The sequence below is a fragment of the Hymenobacter caeli genome (genome assembly GCF_013294115.1).
Taxonomy (GTDB): domain Bacteria; phylum Bacteroidota; class Bacteroidia; order Cytophagales; family Hymenobacteraceae; genus Hymenobacter; species Hymenobacter caeli.
Window position 1 is genome coordinate 110,855 of the sequence record NZ_JABSNP010000002.1, and the last position, 18,131, is coordinate 128,985.

Sequence of the window (18,131 nt, forward strand, 5' to 3'; positions counted from 1 at the left end):
GTTTTGATGAGGTGTAAAAGCTGAAGCATTGGCCAACGCAAATGCCAGCGTTATTTGCGCCTTTCTTTACTCCTCTGCCCCATGCGCTTTCGTTACTCAGTGGCCCTCGTGGCCTTGGCCGCCGCGCCGGCCCTGGCCCAAACAACCCCCCCGCCACCTGCCGCGCCCCCGCCCGCGGCTTCGCTGCCCGCGGCTTCGCCGTGGCTCGTCCAGGGCAAGGGCGGCCTCAACCTCAACGAGGCCGCGCTGAGCAGCAACTGGCGCGGCGGCGGGGCCAACACCCTCGGCCTGAGCGTGCTGGCCAACGCCAAGGCCAACCGCAAACAGGGCCTCCACAGCTTCGACAACGAAGCCGATTTTCTGTTTGCCTTCTCCCAAACGGCGGGCCTGGGCTACCGCAAAACCCAGGACCGCCTCTACCTCGACACCAAGTACGGCCGTGCCATCAGCGAAAAGTGGGACATGTTCGTGTCGCTGAACCTGCTCTCGCAGTTTGCCCCCGGCTACCGCTACGACACCGACGCCAGCGGCAACCCGCTGCCCCAGCAGGTATCGGGCCTGTTTGCGCCCGCCTACCTCACGGCCGCCTACGGCTTCGAGTACCACCCCAACGGGGCTTTTAGCCTGCGCCTGGCCCCCCTTGCCCCGCGCCTGACGGTGGTGAGCCGCGTGGAACGCTTCGTGGGGGCCCTCGGCGACGCGCCCTACGGCGTGAACCCCGGCCACAGCACCCACTGGGAGCTACTGGCCGCCCAGGTGCTGGCCAACTACGATAAAAACCTCAGCCCCAACCTCAACCTCAAGGCCCGCTACCTGCTGTTTGCCAACTACCAGACCCTGGCCTTCAACCGCCTCGACCAGCGCCTCGACCTGACCCTGACGGCCAAGGTGGCCCGCTTCGTGAACGTGTCGCTCAACGGCACGGCGCTTTATTACTATAATCAAGACTCGGCCATCCAGTACAGCCAGGGCCTCACGCTGGGCGTGGCCTACGCGTTCCAGAACTTCCTCGACCCGCCCAAAAAGTAGCCGCGCGGCGGCTAGCTGCTGGTTTCTTCCTGCCAGGGCGCGTCGTTGTACTCGGCCACGAAGCGCAGCAGCAGCAGCAGGATGTCGGCGGGCATGTTGTGGGCCCGGGGCAGCAGAAACCGGCCGTCGGTGAGGTTGAAATAGCCCACGATTTTCTCCAGGTCGGCCGCCTGCGCGGCCCGGAAGCCCATGCCCCAATCGGGAAAAGCGCGGTGCGCCACGGGCCCCTCGCCCAGCACGGTGCAGTGGTGGTGGCGGGGGTCGCGGGCAATCTTGTCGTAGTACAGGTGGCGCACGGTGGTTTCGTCGCCCTCAATTACTTGCAAAAAACGGCCGTCGAACGTGTACAGCAGCAGGCCGGTGATGCGCTCGGCGTGGTTATAGGGGCGGGCCCGGCGCAGCAAAGCCGCCAGCTGTTCGGTGCTGAACGGGTGCCGGGCCTGGCTCTGGTAAATTAGTTGGAACACGGTCATCGATTTCCGTTACGGCCGCGGGGCCAGGAAAGTTGATGGAACAAAGGGCGCTTTTGGGGCGGGCCCGGCCGGTTGGGCGTCGCGCTACTTAACCAGGATTTACGCAAAAGGTAGTTCACGCCGCGAAACTCCGGCGTAAACTACCTTTTGTGGGTCAGGCAGAACGACGAACACTCCGCCGAGCAACCGGCAAGATGCTAGTGCACGGCTACCCGCACGGCCGGGTCTTCGGGCAGGGGCACGTACTTGGTGTGCTCCGAGCGGTAGAAGCGCTCGAACACCAGCGGGAAGATGAACAGCGTGAGGACAGTGCCCGTGATGAGGCCCCCAATCACGACGATGGCCAGCGGCTTGGAGGTTTCCGAGCCGATGCCGGTGCTGATGGCGGCCGGCATCAGGCCGATGGTGGCCATGAGGGCCGTCATCACCACGGGGCGCACGCGGCTGGCCACGCCCTCGCGGATGCTGTCGTCGAGCGTCATCTTCCGTACCAGGTTGCCCTTGAAAACGGAGATGAGAATCACGCCGTTCTGAATGCAGATGCCGAACAGCGCGATGAAGCCAATGCCGGCCGAAATCGAGAAGTTGGTGTGCGTGATGAGCAGCGCCGCGATGCCGCCGATGATGGCAAACGGCACGTTGAGCAGCACCAGGCCGGCGTCTTTCAAGTTGCTGAACAGGATGAACAGGATGAAGAAGATGAGGGCCAGCGACACCGGCACCACCTGCGTGAGGCGCTGCTGGGCCCGCTTCTGGTTCTCGAAGTCGCCGGTCCAGCGCATGCTGTAGCCCTTGGGCAGGTGCACCACGGCGTCTACTTTGCGCTGGGCCTCCTCGATGGTGCTGCCCATGTCGCGGCCCCGGATGCTGAATTTCACGGCCGCGAAGCGCTTGTTGTCGTCGCGGTAAATCAGGCTGGGGCCCGTCACGCTGCTGATGGTGGCAATTTCGGTAATCGGGATGGTTTTGCCGCTCTGGGTGGGCACCATCAGGCGGGCAATTTCCTCGGGCGTCTGGCGGAACTGCTCCTCGTAGCGCACCCGAATCGGGAACTTGCGCTCGCCCTCGTACAGCTGCGAGGCCTCCTTGCCGCCGATGGCGGTTTCGAGCACGGCCTGGGCGTCGGCCTTGCTCACGCCGTAGGCGGCCATGCGCTGCTCGTTCAGCTCCACGTGCAGCTCGGGCTGGCCGATGTTGCGCAGCAGGCCCAGGTCGCCGATGCCGTCCACCTTTTTCAGGATGCCGTACACCTGGCGGGCGTTGGCTTCGAGGGTTTTCAGGTCCTGGCCGTAAATCTTCACTGCAATCGAGCCCTTCACGCCCGAAGCGGCCTCCTCCACGTTGTCGGTAATGGGCTGCGAAAAGTTGAAGTCCACGCCCGGGAAGCGGTTCAGCTTCTCCTGCATGTGCTCAATCAGGGCCTCGCGGTTGGCCTTGCTTTTCATCTCTTTGTTCACCGCGTCGGTGTGCTTGAGCTGCACCAGGAACTCGTTGTTGTAGAAGCCCGTGGGGTCGGTGCCGTCGTTGGGGCGGCCGGTTTGGCTCACCACGTCGCCCACCTCGGGGAAGCTCAGAAACACGCGCCGCATCTCGTTGCACAGCTTGTTCGACTGCTGCAAGTTGATGCTCAGCGGCAGCTGGGCCCGCACGTAAATCGAGCCTTCGTTCAGCTCGGGCAGAAACTCCGAGCCCAGGAAGTGGAACGCCCCGATGCCCAGCACCACCGCCACCGCGGCCACCAGCAGGCTGAGGGTCTTGCGGGCGTAAGTGAAGGCCAGGAAGCGCTGGGCCCCGTTGTTGATGCCGCGCACGAAGAAGTTGTCCTTCTCGCGCACGTTCTTGTTCAGCAGGATGGAGGTGAGCACCGGCACCAGCGTGAGCGTGAAAATGAGGGCCCCCAGCAGGGCGAAGCCCAGCGTCCAGGCCAGGGGCGAGAACACCTTGCCTTCTACTTTCTCGAAGGCGAAAATTGGCAGCAACGCCGTGATGATGATGGCCTTGGCGAAGAAGATGGACTTGCCCATGTCGCGCCCGCTCTTCTTAATCAGCCCCAGCTTGGCCAGCTTGTTGAAGCGCTCCATGCCCAGCTCGTGGGCCTTGTGGTCCAAGGCCACGAAGAGCCCCTCCACCATGACTACCGCGCCGTCGATGATGATGCCGAAGTCGATGGCCCCCATGCTGAGCAGGTTGGCGCTCATGCCCCGCAGCCGCAGGCAGATGAAGGCAAAGAGCAGCGCCAGCGGAATAATCACGCTCACAATCACCGTGGTGCGCCAGTCGGCCATGAACACGAACACGATGAGCGTCACCAGGATGATGCCCTCCATGAGGTTGTGAATCACGGTCTCGGTCGAGAAGTCAATCAGCTGCTGGCGGTCGTAGAAGGTCTTGATTTGCACGCCGGGCGGCAAAATCTTGGTGTTCAGCTCCTCCACCTTGTCCTTGAGGCGGGCAATGACTTCCGAAGGGTTTTCGCCCTTGCGCATCACCACGATGCCTTCGAGCTTGTCGTTCTCGTAGTTGCGGCCCACCTGGCCCAGGCGCGGCAGGGCCGACTCGTGCACGATGGCCACGTCCTTGATGAGGATGGGCGTCCCGTTCACGTTCTTGATGACCGTGTTGTTGATGTCGTCGATGTTATTCAGCAGCCCGATGCCGCGCACCACGTAGTTCTGCTGGCCCGAGTTGATGACGTCGCCGCCCACGTTCACGTTCGAGCGCTGCACGGCCTGGTACACGTCGAGCGGCGTGATGCCGAAATCCTGGAGCTGGCCCGGGTTCACGCTCACCTCGTACTCCTTGGCCTCGCCGCCGAAGCTGTTCACGTCGGCCACGCCGGCCACCGATTTCAGCTGGCGGTCGAGCACCCAATCCTGCAAGGTTTTCAGCTCGCGGATGGTCTGGTCCTTGCCTTCCAGCGTGTAGCGGAAAATCTCGCCCGTGGGGCCGTAGGGCGGCTGCACGTCGGGCTGGATGCCATCGGGCAGGTCCACCTCGCGCAGCAGGTTGTTCACCTGCGGCCGGGCGAAGGCGTCGTCCACGCCGTCGTCGAAAATCACCTTCACCACCGACAGCCCGAAGAGCGTGGTGGAGCGCACCGACGCCTTCTTCTGCACCGGGTTCAGCGCAATTTCAATCGGCACGGTCACGAACTTCTCAATCTCCTCCGCCGAGCGGCCGGGCCACTGCGTGATGATGGTGATTTCGGTATTCGTCACGTCCGGGAACGCCTCAATCGGCGTGTTCCGGTAGCTGATGGCCCCCGCCACCACCGCCACGATGGTCATCAAAAAGATGAACCCCGGGTTTTTAAGCGAGAAGGAAATAATCCCCTGGATGAACTTGTTCATTTTTTTAGCTTTTAGCTGCTGGCTTTTAGCTGTTAGCTTTTTTTGGTAGGGGCCCGCTTGCCGTCCTTTTTCATCGGTAAGCAGGCCGTCATGTTCATTCGGCCCCTCACCCGGTCCTTTGAAGCTGGTAGCTAACAGCTTTCAGCTAAAGGCTAAGAGAAATCAGTCGTTCAGCTCGTCGTAAATCAGCAGCTGGTTTTGGGCGATGAACCGCTCGCCGGCCTTCAGGCCCGAGGCCACGTAGCTGAGGTCGCCCACGGTGCTGGCGATTTTCACGGGGCGGGTTTCCACGTGGTCGCGGTCCTTGTACACCATCACGAACGTGCGGTCCTTGTCGAACACCACGGCGCTGGCGGGCACGGCCAGCATGGTGCCGCCGGCCGCGTTCTGCACCTTAATCTGGGCGTACATGGCCGGCTTGAGCAGGTAGCCGGGGTTGGGCAGCTTCACGCGCACCTTCATCACCTTGCTGTCGGGGTCGAGCATGTTGAACACCTTGTCGATGCGGCCGGTGAAGTGGCGGCCGGGGTAGGCCAGGGTCGTTACGTCGGCGGTGTAGCCGGGCTGCACCTTCGAAATGTCGGACTGGAACACGCTGGCCAGAATCCAGACGTCGTCCAGGTCGCTCACCGTGAACAGGTTCTCCACGTTGCTGCTGTTGAACTGCATCGAGGTGGTCACGTTTTTGTCGGTGATGAAGCCCGAGATGGGCGACTTCAGCGAGTACTTGCCGTCGGGCGTCACGCCGTAGATGGCGAGCTGCTTGCGGCTTTTGCCGGCCGTGCCCTGGGCCTTGTTCAGCTCGCCGCGGGCCAGCAGCACGTCGCGCTCCGAGCTGAGGCCGGCCTTGAACATGTCCTGGGCCACGGACACGTTTTTCTGGGCAATGGCCAGGTCGGAGCCGGCGGCGGTGCCCTGGTTTTGCAAATCAGCAATCTCGCCCGAGCGGATGACGGCCAGCTGCTGGCCCTTGTTCACGTGGTCGCCCAGCTCGGCGTTCACCTTCTCCACCACGCCGCCCACCAGCGGGAAAATTTTGGCCGTGTGGTCCTCGTCGGGGGTGATTTGTCCGGTCAGGCTCAGCTCGTCGAGCATGGGCTTGGTCTTCACGGTGTCGATGCGCAGTTCTTTCATCACCTCGTCGGTGATGTGGAAGTGGGGCGCGGCGGCCGTTTCGGCCGCCGGTTTTTTATCAGCCGGAGAACAGGCGCTCAACGTGCTCAGTAGCAGGGCCGAGGCCAGCAGGGAATGACGATTCATATCGAAAGGGAAGGCAAGCGCAACGCTTGCCGCAAGAAACCACAAAAAAATTGAGCCGGGCCGCCGCCCCGCTATTCCGCCCGGAAAACCGGCCGGCCCACCGCCGCGTTCAATTGCTCGAAGGCCCGCATGCGGCTGGCGCGCAACTGGTTGAGCTGCACCAGGTTGTCGTTGTACGATTGGTAGTAGTCCAGAAACTCCACCAGCCCGATGAGCCGCCGGGCGTACGCCTGCTCGATGCCGCCGATGATGCGGTCGAAGGGCGTGGTGTCGCGGTCGGCCTCCTGGAACTGGGCGTCAATCAGGCCCACGAGCTGGTAGTTCTGCTGCACGTCGTTCTGCACCACCAGGCGGGCCTCGCCCAGCTGGGCCTTGCCGCCCTCAATCTGGGCCTGGGCCGTGCGGATGTTGCCCTGGTTGCGGTTGAAGATGGGCACCGCCACGCCCACCGACACCGCGTTGTAGTTGGGGAAGGCGTTGCCCGCCCGGTCGTACACGTAGCCGGCCACCAGGTCGGGGGCCGCCAGCTTGCGCTGGTAGCGCAGGTTCTGGCCCTGTTGCCGCAAGTAAGCGCTGCGCGAGAGCAAATCGCCGCGCAGCAGCTGGGCCGAGTCCACGAGCTGCTGCATCGAGTAGGGCCCCAGGCTCAGCTCGCGGGTGCGCGGCAGGCTCACCTGGGGCACCAGGTAGGCCCCGGTGGTGTCGCGCATCAGCACCCGCAAGTCGCTCAGGTTGGGGGCCATGTCCACGAACAGCTGCTGGCGCTGGTTTTGCAGCACGAACAGGAACGCCTTCAGGCGCACCACCTCTTTCTGGGCGATGTTACCCTTTTGGTATTGCTGCTCGTAGGCCGGAATGATGCGTTGGAAAGACGCAATTCCCTGGTCGTACACGGCCAGCGTGCGCTGCTTATAGTACAGGTCGTAGTAAGACGAGCGCAACTGGAAGCGCAGCGTGCGCAGCAAGTCCTGCAGGTTGTACTGCTCCACCAGGGCCGCGGCCTGCGCCACGTTGGCGGCGGCCCGGCGGCGGCCGGCAATGGCGAAGAGCTGCTGCACCTGCACGATGGTTTCGTTGGGGCTGGTGACGTTGGGCGCGTCGCCGGCCGGGCGAACGATGTTCTTTTCCAGGCTCACCGTGGGGTTGTCCCACAGGCGGGCTTGCAAAATCTGGCCCTGGGCGGCCGTGATGTTGTAGCGCTGGGCCAGGAGCTGAAAATTGCTGGCCAGAAAGCGCTGCTCGGCCTGGCCCAGGGTGAGGCGCACCGTGTCGACGGCCACGGCCGGCCGCCCGGGCACCACCGCCCGGGGGGCCGGGGCGGGGGCCAGGGCCCCCGGCTGGGCCAGGGCCGGCCCCGATATTCCCCCTCCACTAACGATAATCCAACCAACTAACAGCAAAAAAGAACGCAGCATAAATAGTTAAAAAGTGCGGGCAGGCCCCGGGAAGTCCGGTTTCCACAGTACGGGAGCTTAAAGTTGGGCCCGCCGCAATGATACCAACATGAAGATTTGAAACGTTAAAAATAGATATTCATTTTTAACGCACGCCGCTTTGAGCAAAAATAGTTAGCCACCAGTTGGTTTGCCAACCGTAGATTTTGCTCATTGCCCGGCCGGAATTATTCAGTCGGCCGCGGGCAGCAGCGGGTGGAACCGGAACCCGTCGCGCGGGTTGAACTCCAGCGAGGGCGCAGGAATTTTAATGAATTGGGTGGCCCCGAGCAGCATCCGGCCCGTGGAGCCGGCCGGCACGAGGCGGGCAAAATCGGCGTCGGGCGAGAGGTAAAACTGCCGCACGCGCCGGAACACCACGGGCCGGCCGTCGGCCCCGTACAGGGGCGGGTTGGCGTGGCCGCCGGTGAGGCCGCTGCCGCTGTAGCCCAGGTCCAGGTTCAGCCACTTCGGAAAAGCGGGCCCCACGGGCAGCACCGCCGCCACGTTCACCGAGAGCCAGTACTGCTGGCCGTTGTAGTCCTTCAGCATCTGGGTGCCGCGGGTGCCGCCCAGCAGCTCGGGCCGGTACCGGGCGTACAGGCTGCGGCTGAAGCCGTAGCGCAGGCTGGCCCGCTGCTCGCCGTAGCCGTACTGCTGGCCCACGAACAAGGCAATGCCGGCCGCGTTGGCCGCCATGTCGCCCTTCGAGAAGCCCCAGCCCTCGGAGTAGCCGTCGAACACCTCAATCGTGCTTTGGTAGAGCAGCGCGATAAGGCCCCCAGTGAGCACCGAGGCCCGCTCGTTCACGCCGCTCCAGCGGAACAGCTCGTACTCGCCCCGGCTGATGGCGTAGGCCGTGGTGGCGTGGCCCACCTTGTCCATCTGCAGCCACTCGCCGTTGTCGTCGAAGGTGTGGAACGGCACGCGCTTGGTGTACCAGGTTTTGCCCAGCAGGTACGAGGTGAGGGCGTACACCACGGCCGTGCCCGCCACCACGCCCACCAGCCGCCCGGCGTGGACGCCGCCCGGGGCCCCCAGCGGGTCGGGCACGGGCGGCGGCGGGGCGGGCGGCAGGCCCTGGGCCCGCCCCGGGCCGCCGCCCAAAGCCAGGAGGCCGGCGAGCAGGCAGAGGGTTTTCACGTGGAAGGGAACGCCGCGCATCGGAACCTACTCGTCCTCGTAGTCCAGGCCCAGGCAGCTGCTCAGGGCCTGCTGCAACTCGCTGGCGGCGTGCAGCTGGCCGGCCCGGCGGCTCACCACCAGGCCCTGGCGGTACACTTGCTCGGCCTCGTCTTTGCGCCCGAAGCCTTCGAGCAGCTTGCCGGCGTGGTAGTAGGTGCCCACGTAGTCGGGGTGCTCGGCCAGGAGCTTTTGGTAGTATTCCCAGGCCACGAGGGGCTCGGCGGCGCGGTACTCGGTGGCCAGCGCGTAAATGGTAAACGGGTCGGCCGGGTCGTCGGCGTAAAAGGCCAGCAGCTGTTGCAGGCGGGTGGGGGCGGGGCTCATCGGGACTGGGAAATTGGCTATCTTTGGGCCGGCAAAAGTGCGGCTTTTGCGCCGGATAATATGGTAACACCCGTTGCGGGCCCGCCGGTGAACCCCGGGGCCGTTCGGCCGGTTGTTATGCATGCCGCCTATTTTTGCCTTGTTCCGCCACCCAAATCCCGCCTAAATGAAGTTTCTGGTTTGCATTTCCAACGTGCCCGACACGACCACCAAAATCAGCTTTACGCCCGATAACAAGGAGTTTAACAAAGCCGGGGTGCAGTTCGTCATCAACCCCTGGGACGAATACGCCCTCACCCGGGCCATCGAGCTGAAGGAGGCCAACGCCGGCAGCACCGTGACCGTGCTCAACGTGGGCGAGGCCGACACCGAGCCCAACATCCGCAAGGCCCTGGCCATCGGGGCCGACGACGCCATCCGCGTGAACGCCGCCCCGCAGGACGCCTACTTCGTGGCCGAGCAGATTGCCGCCGTGGCCAAGGACGGGGCCTACGACGTGATTCTGATGGGCAAGGAAAGCATCGATTACAACGGCTTCCAGGTGCACGGCATGGTGGGCGAAATGCTCGGCATCCCCACCGTGGCCCCGGCCATGAAATTGGACCTGGCCGGCACCACCGCCACCCTGGAGCGCGAAATCGAGGGCGGCAAGGAAATCGTGCAGGTGAGCACGCCCTTCGTGGCCTCCTGCCAGCAGCCCATGTGCGAGCCCCGCATCCCCAACATGCGCGGCATCATGACGGCCCGCACCAAGCCCCTGAAAGTGGTGCCCGCCGTGGGCGAGCCCGCCCGCACCCAGGTGGCCGAGTTCGCGCTGCCCCCCAAGAAGCAGGGCGTCAGGCTCATCGACGCCGCCAACGCCGGCGAGCTGATTCAGCTGCTGCGCAGCGAAGCCAAAGTCATTTAATTGAATTATGAATTAAAAATTATGAATTATGAGTTTTTGCCAGCTGCTTTTTGAGCTTTTGCCTTCAACTCCTAGTTCGTAATTACCCAATTCATAATTTCTAATTCATAATTCATAATTCTCTCAAAATGTCCGTTCTAGTAGCTGTTGAATGCGCCGAGGGCGAAGTGAAAAAGTCCTCGCTCGAAGTGGCCACGTACGGGGCCCGGGTGGCCGCCATGCTGGGCACCACGGCCACGGCCATCGCCGTGGGCGAGGCCTCCGAGGCCGGCCTGGCCAAGCTCGGCGAGCAGGGCATCGCGAAGGTGCTCTACGACGCCGAGCCCCGCCTCAAGGATTTTGTGAACAACGCCTACACCAAGCTCATCGCCGCGGCGGCCGAGCAGGAGCAGGCCAAAATCATCGTGCTGGCCAACTCCAACATCGGGGCCGCCGTGGGCTCGCGCCTCTCGGTGCGCCTCAAAGCCAGCCTGGCCACCAACGTGGTGGCGCTGCCCAAAACCGACGGCGGCCAGTTCACGGTGAAGCGCGGGGCCTTCTCGGGCAAAGCGTTTTCGGACGTGGTGCTGAGCGGCGAGCGCAAAATCATCGCCCTGAAAAAGAATTCCATCGAGGCCAGCCACGAGGCCGGCAAAACCGCCGAAGTAGCAGCCTTTGCCGCCCAACTGGCCGACGCCGACTTTGCCGACGCGCCCCAGCAGGTGGTGATGCAGGAGCAGACCGGCGGCGTGCTGCTGCCCGAAGCCGCGCTGGTAGTGTCCGGCGGCCGCGGCATGAAGGGCCCCGAAAACTGGCACCTCATCGAGGAGCTGGCCCAGGCCCTGCACGCCGGCACCGCCTGCTCGAAGCCGGTGAGCGACGTGGACTGGCGCCCCCACCACGAGCACGTGGGCCAAACGGGCATCACCATCTCGCCCAACCTCTACATCGCCTGCGGCATTTCGGGGGCCATCCAGCACCTGGCCGGCGTGAACAGCTCGAAGGTCATCGTGGTCATCAACAAAGACCCCGAGGCCCCGTTCTTCAAAGCGGCCGACTACGGCATCGTGGGCGACGTGTTCGACGTGCTGCCCAAGCTGACGGCGGCCGTCAAGGCATTAAACTAAGCCGGACGCGCCGGTAAGGGCTTGGGGCCCCGGAACATACTCCGGGGCCCCAAGTTCTTTTTTTGCCCGTGGCGCGGTTGTTCCGGGCGGTTCTTCTTTATTTGCCGTATCAGAACTTCACCTTACCTTATAAGGCCCCGCTTGGGGGCCCCAACCGCAGGCTAGCGGTAGCCAATTCCCTTGAAAAAAATTCAGCTAGAAATTTTAGGTCTCTCCTCCAGCCAGTCGCAGTCGGGCTCGTTTGCCCTGATTCTGGGCGAGAAACACGGCAACCGCCGCTTGCCCATCATCATCGGGATGTTTGAGGCCCAGAGCATTGCCATCCAGATTGAAAAAATCAGCCCCACCCGGCCGCTGACCCACGACCTGTTCAAGTCGTTTGCCGAGCACGTGCACGTGGCCATCGTCGAAGTGGTGATTTCCGACCTCAAAGAGGGCGTGTTCTATTCGCGCATCGTGTGCTCGGACGGGGCCACCACGTTCGAAATCGATGCCCGGCCCTCCGACGCCATTGCCATCGGCCTGCGCTTCGACGTGCCCATCTTCACGGTGGAAAGCGTGCTGAGCGAGGCTGGCATCATCCTTTCCGACCTCGACGAAGGCAGCGAGGAAACCGACGACGAGGACGACGAGGACGATACCGACGGCGAAGCGGAGGCCACCCCCAAGGTTCCCCGCACCCCGTCCGAGCCCAGCGGCCAGGTGCCGGTCGAGGAGTTGACCAAGATGCTGGCCCAGGCCCTCGACAAGGAAGACTACGAGAAAGCCGCCAAAATCCGGGACGAGCTGAACAAGCGCAACGGCTGAGAATCGCAGATTATGCAGATTGACTGTGATTTCGCTGCTTCGCAAAACGCTTGATTGATTGTTCAAAAGCGCCTTTCCTGGACCGGAAGGGCGCTTTTGTTTTTACCCTTCTTACCCTTTTCATTCGTGAACGCTCCTGACGATGCTTTGCGCTACCCCATTGGCCGGCCCCAACTGCCCACTACGCCCTTGGGGGCCGCCGGGCGGGCCCCCTACCTGCAACAGCTGGCCAACCAGCCGGCTCAATTGGCCGCAGCGGCCCGGGCGGTGGGCGGCGTGCGGCTGGAGCAGCCGTACCGCCCCGGCGGCTGGACCGGCCGGCAGGTCGTCCACCACGTGGCCGACTCGCACATGAACTGCTACTTCCGGTTCCGCCTGGCCCTTACGGAAGACAACCCCACCATTCGGCCTTACGACGAGCAAGCCTGGGCCGAGCTGCCCGACGTGGCCGCGACGCCCGTCACCGTGTCGCTCGCGCTGCTGGAGGCCCTGCACACGCGCTGGGTGGTGCTGCTCCGGCACCTGGACGACGCGCAGTGGCAGCGCACGTTCTACCACCCCGGCACACTGAAGGAGCAAACCTTAGAGCAGGCCCTGGTGCTGTACGCTTGGCACGGCCAGCATCACCTGGGCCACTTGGAACTGCTGTTGCCCCCCGCTTAGGTTCCGCAACTCAAGCCTAAGCCCCGCTTCGTTTCACGAGCGGGGCTTAGGCTTGGGCAAATACAATGGGTGACCGAACCAGTGCTCATATGTTGGCTCCGTGCTCGTCGGTAATGGCCGCGAGGCCACCCTCGTCGTCCACCCGCTTGGCGGCCCGCACCAAGCTGCTGCTGAAGATAAACTCCTTTAGCTCGGGCACTTCCACGTTCAGGATTTCGTCTTTGGTGCCGTCCCACAGCTTTTTGCCCTGGTGCAGGAAGATGATGTGCTCCCCGATTTCAATCACCGAGTTCATGTCGTGGGTCACGATGACGGTGGTGATGTCGTACTCGTGGGTGATTTCGTGGATCAGGTTGTCAATCTTGATGCTCGTGGCCGGGTCGAGGCCCGAATTGGGCTCGTCGCAAAACAGGTAGGTACACTGCGGGGCAATGGCGCGGGCGATGCCCACGCGCTTCTTCATGCCGCCCGAAATTTCAGCCGGCATCTTGGGGCCCGCGTTTTCGAGGCCCACGCGCTTGAGGCAAAATTCGACCCGGTCGCGCCGCTCTTCGTTTGACATTTCGGGCGTCAGCATTTGCAGCGGAAATTCCACGTTTTGGGCCACCGTCATCGAGTCGAACAAGGCCGAACCCTGGAACAGCATCCCAATTTTGCGCCGGATTTCCTGGCGAATGGCCACCTTGTTGTTGGTGTACACCGTGCCGTCGAAGGTGATGGAGCCGATATCGGGCTTCATCAACCCCACGATGCACTGCAAGAGCACGCTCTTGCCCGTGCCCGAGCCGCCCAGCAACAGGTTGCACTTGCCCGTCTCGAAGGTGCAATCGATGCCTTTAAGCACGGGGTTGCCGTCGAACGATTTCTGGATATTGGATACTTCAATCATTTTTTTAGCTGTTAGCTTGTAGCTGCTGGCTGTTAGCTTTTGGCCGTTACAATGCTGGCTTTCAACAAATAAAAGCTAATAGCAAACGGCTTAAAGTAAAACGGCGGCCAGCACGAAGTCGGCGATGAGGATGGCGATGATGGAGTTGGTGACGGCGCCGGTGCTGGCCGCGCCCACCTCCAGGGCCCCGCCCGTGGTATTAAACCCTTTGAACGACGAAATGCCCGCAATCAGAAACGCAAACACCACCGATTTAATCAACGCAAACACGATGTTGTAAGGTACAAAGTCCTCGCGAATGCCTTCGATGAAGTCCTGGGGAGCCATGGCCCCGGTGAGGGTGCCGGCCAGGTAGCCGCCCAGAATGGAGAGCACCATCGCCAGAATGACGAGCAGCGGAAACATGAGGATGGCCGCCAGCATGCGCGGAAATACGAGGTAGGAGGTCGAGTTGATGCCCATTACCTCCAGGGCCGATACCTGCTCGGTGATGCGCATGGTGCCCAGGCCCCCGGCGATGCTGCTGCCCACCTTGCCCGCCAGCACGATGCAGGTGATGGTGGGGGCCAGCTCGAGAATGGTCATCTCGCGCACCATGTAGCCAATGGTGGCCTTCGGAATGAGCGGATTGGTGAGGTTGTAGGCAATCTGCACGCAGGTTACGGCCCCGATGAAGGCCGACACGATGGCGACGATGAACACCGAATCGACGCCGATGAGGATGGCTTCGTCGACGGTGCGCTGCCAGAGCACGGCCACCCGTTCGCGCCGGACGAGCATACTTTGCAGGAAAAGGACAAACTTGCCGAAAATGGTAAACATAGAATCAGTAGAAACGAGGCAGGGGAAGAAAAGAGGGATAAATTGGGCCGGCGAAGCGCTGCCGGACAGCTTACGTATAAATCAGAAAAACGAGTGGAGGCGAACCAAAATTTAGTCGTGGTAACCGGTGGCAGCAAAGGTATTGGGCGGGCGTTGGTGTTGCGCTTCGCCCGGGCCGGCTACGCGGTGGCCACCTGCGCCCGCTCGGCCCCCGAGCTGGCCGTGCTGGCCACCACCGTGGCGCACCAGGTGCCCGGGGCCGTGGTGCACACGCTGGCCGCCGACCTGGGCGACTTTGCCGGCTGCGCCGAATTTGCCGCGTTTGTGCTGGCCCAAAAGGGCACGCTGGCCGCCGTGGTGCACAACACCGGGGCCTTCCTGCCCGGCCGCCTGCAAGACGAGCCCGCCGACGGCTCGCAGCTGCGCCAGCTGCTGGCCGTGAACCTGCTCAGCGCCTATGACCTCACGCGGGCGCTGCTGCCCACGCTGCTGCGCCAGGGCAGCGGGCACGTTTTCACCATTTGCTCCACGGCCAGCGTCACGGCCTACCCCACGGGCGGCTCCTACGGCATCGCCAAGCACGCCCTGTACGGCTTCACCCGCAACCTGCGCGAGGAGCTGAAGGACCAGGGCATCCGGGTGACGGCCGTGCTGCCCGGGGCCACCCTCACCGCCAGCTGGGCGGGCGTGGACCTGCCCACCGAGCGCTTCATCCGGCCCGCCGACGTGGCCGAGGCCGTGTTCGGGGCCTTCAGCCTTTCGCCCCAGGCCGTGGTGGAAGAGCTGCTGATTCGGCCCCAGCTGGGCGATATCTAGCAGCGGTTTTACGAGCGGGGTACGCCGCTTCCGCGTGCGCCTCATCCCCTAGCCCCTTCTCCGAAAAGGAGAAGGGGAACTAGTTTTTAGTCCTAAAAAAACTAGCAGCTAGCGCTAATCCCCCTTCTCCTTTTCGGAGAAGGGGCTAGAGGCTGAGGCGCACGCGGAGGGCGACAAGCTCCAGAATTCAATAGCCCTGGGGGCCGGAAGTGGGGGCGGCGTACCCCGTTGGTGAAGCCGCCGCTAGTAAACTCGCCCCGTCTCAGCCAACGTCCAGCAGCTCGACGGTCGCGGCCAGTACCCGCGCCGTCGTAATCCGCTGGATGGCGGGGTCGTGGGCGGGGGGCGTGAAGTCGCCCCGGGCAAACCGCGCCTCCTGGCTGGGCGGAAACAGGCAGCGGCAGGGGGCCCGCAGCAGCGCCGGCGGGTAGGGGAAAAACTTGCCGTAGTTCTCGCCCATCAGCAGCACCAGGCAGGGCGTGCCGGCCTGCGCCGCGAGGTGGGCGGCCACCGTGTCGTTGCTGACCAGCAGCCGGGCCCCGGCCACCAGCGCGGCCAGGCCCGGCAAATCGGTTTGACCGCAGCGGTTGTCGAGGGGCACGGCCGGGCCGGCCGCCTGCGCGATGCGCCGGGCGTGGGCGCCGTCGGCGGGGCTGCCGGCCAGCACCAGCCGGTAGTGGGGGCCGTAGCGGGCATGCAGCTCCCGCGCCAGCTCGGCAAACGCGCGGGCGGGCCAGCGCTTCTGCCGGGCGCTGGCCCCCGGGAAGAGCACGATGTAGGGCGGGGCCGGGGCCGCGGCGGCCGGCCCCGGGGCGGGCAAGCGCAGCGGCGCTGCCCCGCCGGGGGGCTGCGCCGGGCCGGGGTATTCGGACGGGGCAGTGGCGGCCAGCCAATTCGTAAAAAACTCCTGGTTGCGGTCGTACTCGAACAGCACCGCGCGGGTGCTGGGCAGCAGGTGCGTGTAGCCCGCGTTCAGCGCCGCAAACCAGGGCCCGGCCTGGTGCGCCCCCTGGCTGGCTACGCGCACCGGGGCCCGCAGGAAGCGGATGAAATTTTCGGCCGCCGGCTCGCGCACGTGCAGCGGGTAAACCACTTCGCCGAAGCCCCGCCCGCCCAGGCCCCGTAACACCTCCGCCCGGTAGGCCAGGTCCTGGGTGAATCGTCCAAAGTCCACGGGTACGATTTCCGCGAAAAGGTCGGCATCCCAGGCCCGGGCCAGGGGGCCCCACAGGGCATTGGCGACGAGCGTGAGGCGCTGCCCCCGGCGGTCCAGCTCCTCGCTTAGGCGGCGCAGCCAGGGGCGGTACAGGAGGTAATCGCCGATGGAGTCGTTGCGCACCACCAGCACCCGGGCGGTATCGGGCGGGGCCTGGCCGGCCATGGCCGCCGCGTCGGCCCGGCTCAGGGCCTCCAGCCGGCGCTGGTCCCGGCGGCGGCGGCGAAACTGGCGGAAGCGGGCGAGGAGGGAGCCAATCATGGCCGCAAAGCTAGGGGATGGGCTGTGCCCCCTTTTCGCTGCCCGCCTAGCAATGCTACTCGGCGTAGGCCTGGCCCGCGCCGGTGCGCTTGATGTCCAGGGCCGCGGGCGAGCCGCTGTAATACACGTTGCCCGTGCCGCCGATGACGCACCCCACGATGTCGGAAGCCCGCACGTGCACGTCGCCGAGGGAGCGGGGCCCCGTGGTGAAGTACGCCCGCCGGGCGGTGAGGCCCTGGGCAAACATCCGCCCCGAGCCGCCCAGCGAGAAGTTCAATTCCTCGGTGGTGCCGCGCAGCGTCACGTCGCCCAGCCCGAATTGCTCCACGTACACCTGCCGGGCCCGCGGCTGCATGTCGTAGTCGCCGGCCCCGGAGAGGTGATAAAAAACGGTGTCCTGCCGAAACTCGCCCACCGTGCTGATGTTGCCCGGGCCCGTCAGGAACAGGTTGAGCAGGCGCGGTACGTGCAGCGTCACCACCCGGGGCGTGTCGTAGCTGCGCACCCAGTTGCAGGTGCTGGAGTTGGAGATTTGGAGGGTGGGACCCACGCGGGTAAAGTCGATGTCGTCGATGAGGTGCGCACCGGCCGTGACCTCGGCGTAGGTGGCCGTGTCCTGCACCAGGCGCAGGTCCACGTTGTCGTACATCCTCACCGTGGCGAGGCCCCGGGCCACGGCCCGCCGCTGCGTCACGATGGCGCCCGTGCTCTTGAGGCAGTCGGTGCCGTGGCCGGGGCTGCAGGCCGCCAGGGCGGCGGCCAGCAGGGCGGCCCCGGCCGCCCGGGCCCGCGCGTAGCGGCCGGTGCCGTTACTTTGTGGGCCGGTGCGCTTAGTAAACATCGGGAACCGCTGCATTTCTTTCAAAGGTAAACAATGGATTTGACCGGCAAAGTGGCCATCGTGACGGGGCCCGCCAAAGGTATTGGCCGCGCCACCGCCGAGGCGCTGCTGCGAAAAGGGGCCGTAGTGGCCGGCTGGGGCCGCACCGCGCCCGAAGGCCTGGACCACGAGCGGTTTCAGTTCTTTGAATGCGACGTGCGCGACGAGCATGACGTGGCCGAGGCTTTCACCAATACCCAGCGCGAGCTGGGCCCCGAAATCCACGTGTTGGTGAACAACGCCGGCGTGGGCGTGATGGGCGACGTGGACGGCTTCGACAGCGCCGACTGGCAGTTGATGTTCGAAACGAACGTGAACGGGCCGTTTTTCTGCACCCGGGCCGTGCTGCCGCAAATGAAAAAGCAGCAGGCCGGCCACATCGTCAACGTGGCCTCGCTGGCCGGCACGGTGGGCACCGAAGGCATGGCCGGCTACTGCGCCACCAAGTACGCGCTGCGGGGCTTCTCCGACGCGCTATTTAAGGAGCTGCGGCCCGACGGCATCCGCGTGACCTGCGTCCTGCCCGGCTCGGTCGAGACTAACTTCAACGGCGGCCAGCCCGGGGCCCAGACCAACCCCCACAAGATGCAGCCCGGCGACATTGCCGCCGCCATTGTGCACGCCCTGGAAGCCTCCGCGGCCATCATGGTGTCGGAAATTCAGCTGCGGCCGGCACAGGTGAAGAAAAAGTAGGCGCCACGTTAGTTGTC

At 64.3% G+C, this 18,131-nt stretch carries 17 protein-coding genes; 7 read left to right on the forward strand and 10 right to left on the reverse strand.

Features of this window, described 5'->3' with window-relative positions; all coding sequences use genetic code 11:
* The first annotated feature begins 81 nt into the window (after positions 1–81).
* A complete protein-coding gene (locus HNP98_RS02165) occupies positions 82–1,029 on the forward strand; it encodes a DUF3078 domain-containing protein (RefSeq protein WP_173808413.1) in 948 nt (315 codons plus the stop codon).
* Positions 1,030–1,040: 11 nt separating this feature from the next.
* On the opposite strand, the gene HNP98_RS02170 is transcribed toward HNP98_RS02165, so the two are convergent.
* The 6 genes from HNP98_RS02170 to HNP98_RS02195 form a co-directional block, all read right to left on the reverse strand.
* Positions 1,041–1,496, reverse strand: coding sequence for a BLUF domain-containing protein (locus tag HNP98_RS02170; protein WP_173808414.1), 456 nt, complete (start codon positions 1,494–1,496; stop codon positions 1,041–1,043).
* Between the two features lie 203 nt (positions 1,497–1,699).
* Positions 1,700–4,852 carry an efflux RND transporter permease subunit gene (locus tag HNP98_RS02175; protein ID WP_173808415.1) on the reverse strand — a complete coding sequence of 1,051 codons (3,153 nt, stop codon included), beginning with the start codon at positions 4,850–4,852 and terminating at the stop codon, positions 1,700–1,702.
* 162 nt (positions 4,853–5,014) lie between these two features.
* Positions 5,015–6,112 (reverse strand): efflux RND transporter periplasmic adaptor subunit, encoded by a 1,098-nt coding sequence (locus HNP98_RS02180; protein ID WP_173808416.1) that lies wholly within the window; start codon positions 6,110–6,112, stop codon positions 5,015–5,017.
* 71 nt (positions 6,113–6,183) lie between these two features.
* Positions 6,184–7,527 (reverse strand): TolC family protein, encoded by a 1,344-nt coding sequence (locus tag HNP98_RS02185; RefSeq protein ID WP_173808417.1) that lies wholly within the window; start codon positions 7,525–7,527, stop codon positions 6,184–6,186.
* A 210-nt stretch (positions 7,528–7,737) separates the two neighbouring features.
* Positions 7,738–8,688 carry a DUF2279 domain-containing protein gene (locus HNP98_RS02190; protein WP_317171014.1) on the reverse strand — a complete coding sequence of 317 codons (951 nt, stop codon included), beginning with the start codon at positions 8,686–8,688 and terminating at the stop codon, positions 7,738–7,740.
* A gap of 27 nt (positions 8,689–8,715) precedes the next feature.
* Positions 8,716–9,054, reverse strand: coding sequence for a tetratricopeptide repeat protein (locus HNP98_RS02195; protein ID WP_173808419.1), 339 nt, complete (start codon positions 9,052–9,054; stop codon positions 8,716–8,718).
* Positions 9,055–9,220: 166 nt separating this feature from the next.
* Here HNP98_RS02195 and HNP98_RS02200 point away from each other — a divergent pair, with 166 nt between their 5' ends.
* The 4 genes from HNP98_RS02200 to HNP98_RS02215 all read left to right on the forward strand — a co-directional run bounded on the left by HNP98_RS02200 (position 9,221) and on the right by HNP98_RS02215 (position 12,537).
* A complete protein-coding gene (locus HNP98_RS02200) occupies positions 9,221–9,961 on the forward strand; it encodes an electron transfer flavoprotein subunit beta/FixA family protein (protein WP_173808420.1) in 741 nt (246 codons plus the stop codon).
* A gap of 128 nt (positions 9,962–10,089) precedes the next feature.
* Positions 10,090–11,067 (forward strand): electron transfer flavoprotein subunit alpha/FixB family protein, encoded by a 978-nt coding sequence (locus tag HNP98_RS02205; RefSeq protein ID WP_173808421.1) that lies wholly within the window; start codon positions 10,090–10,092, stop codon positions 11,065–11,067.
* Between the two features lie 180 nt (positions 11,068–11,247).
* Positions 11,248–11,874, forward strand: a complete 627-nt coding sequence (locus tag HNP98_RS02210) for a bifunctional nuclease family protein (protein WP_173808422.1) — start codon at positions 11,248–11,250, stop codon at positions 11,872–11,874.
* Positions 11,875–12,000: 126 nt separating this feature from the next.
* Complete coding sequence (locus tag HNP98_RS02215) at positions 12,001–12,537, forward strand: YfiT family bacillithiol transferase (RefSeq protein ID WP_173808423.1); 537 nt, start codon at positions 12,001–12,003, stop codon at positions 12,535–12,537.
* 85 nt (positions 12,538–12,622) lie between these two features.
* On the opposite strand, the gene HNP98_RS02220 is transcribed toward HNP98_RS02215, so the two are convergent.
* Positions 12,623–13,426 (reverse strand): ABC transporter ATP-binding protein, encoded by an 804-nt coding sequence (locus HNP98_RS02220; RefSeq protein WP_173808424.1) that lies wholly within the window; start codon positions 13,424–13,426, stop codon positions 12,623–12,625.
* A 90-nt stretch (positions 13,427–13,516) separates the two neighbouring features.
* Positions 13,517–14,248, reverse strand: coding sequence for an MlaE family ABC transporter permease (locus tag HNP98_RS02225; protein WP_173808425.1), 732 nt, complete (start codon positions 14,246–14,248; stop codon positions 13,517–13,519).
* A gap of 117 nt (positions 14,249–14,365) precedes the next feature.
* Between HNP98_RS02225 and HNP98_RS02230 the strand changes: the two genes are divergently transcribed.
* Positions 14,366–15,064: an SDR family oxidoreductase gene (locus HNP98_RS02230; RefSeq protein ID WP_317171015.1), complete on the forward strand. Its 699-nt coding sequence runs from the start codon at positions 14,366–14,368 to the stop codon at positions 15,062–15,064.
* Between the two features lie 262 nt (positions 15,065–15,326).
* Here HNP98_RS02230 and HNP98_RS02235 read toward each other — a convergent pair whose 3' ends face one another.
* On the reverse strand, positions 15,327–16,541 hold the full coding sequence (locus HNP98_RS02235) for a glycosyltransferase family 9 protein (RefSeq protein ID WP_173808427.1): 1,215 nt from the start codon (positions 16,539–16,541) through the stop codon (positions 15,327–15,329).
* 55 nt (positions 16,542–16,596) lie between these two features.
* Positions 16,597–17,397 carry a GIN domain-containing protein gene (locus HNP98_RS02240; RefSeq protein ID WP_246274944.1) on the reverse strand — a complete coding sequence of 267 codons (801 nt, stop codon included), beginning with the start codon at positions 17,395–17,397 and terminating at the stop codon, positions 16,597–16,599.
* A gap of 18 nt (positions 17,398–17,415) precedes the next feature.
* On the opposite strand from HNP98_RS02240, the gene HNP98_RS02245 reads away from it, so the two are divergent.
* The gene (locus tag HNP98_RS02245; protein WP_173808429.1) at positions 17,416–18,114 is read left to right on the forward strand and encodes an SDR family oxidoreductase; all 699 of its coding nucleotides are present in this window, start codon (positions 17,416–17,418) and stop codon (positions 18,112–18,114) included.
* Positions 18,115–18,131 lie beyond the last annotated feature (17 nt).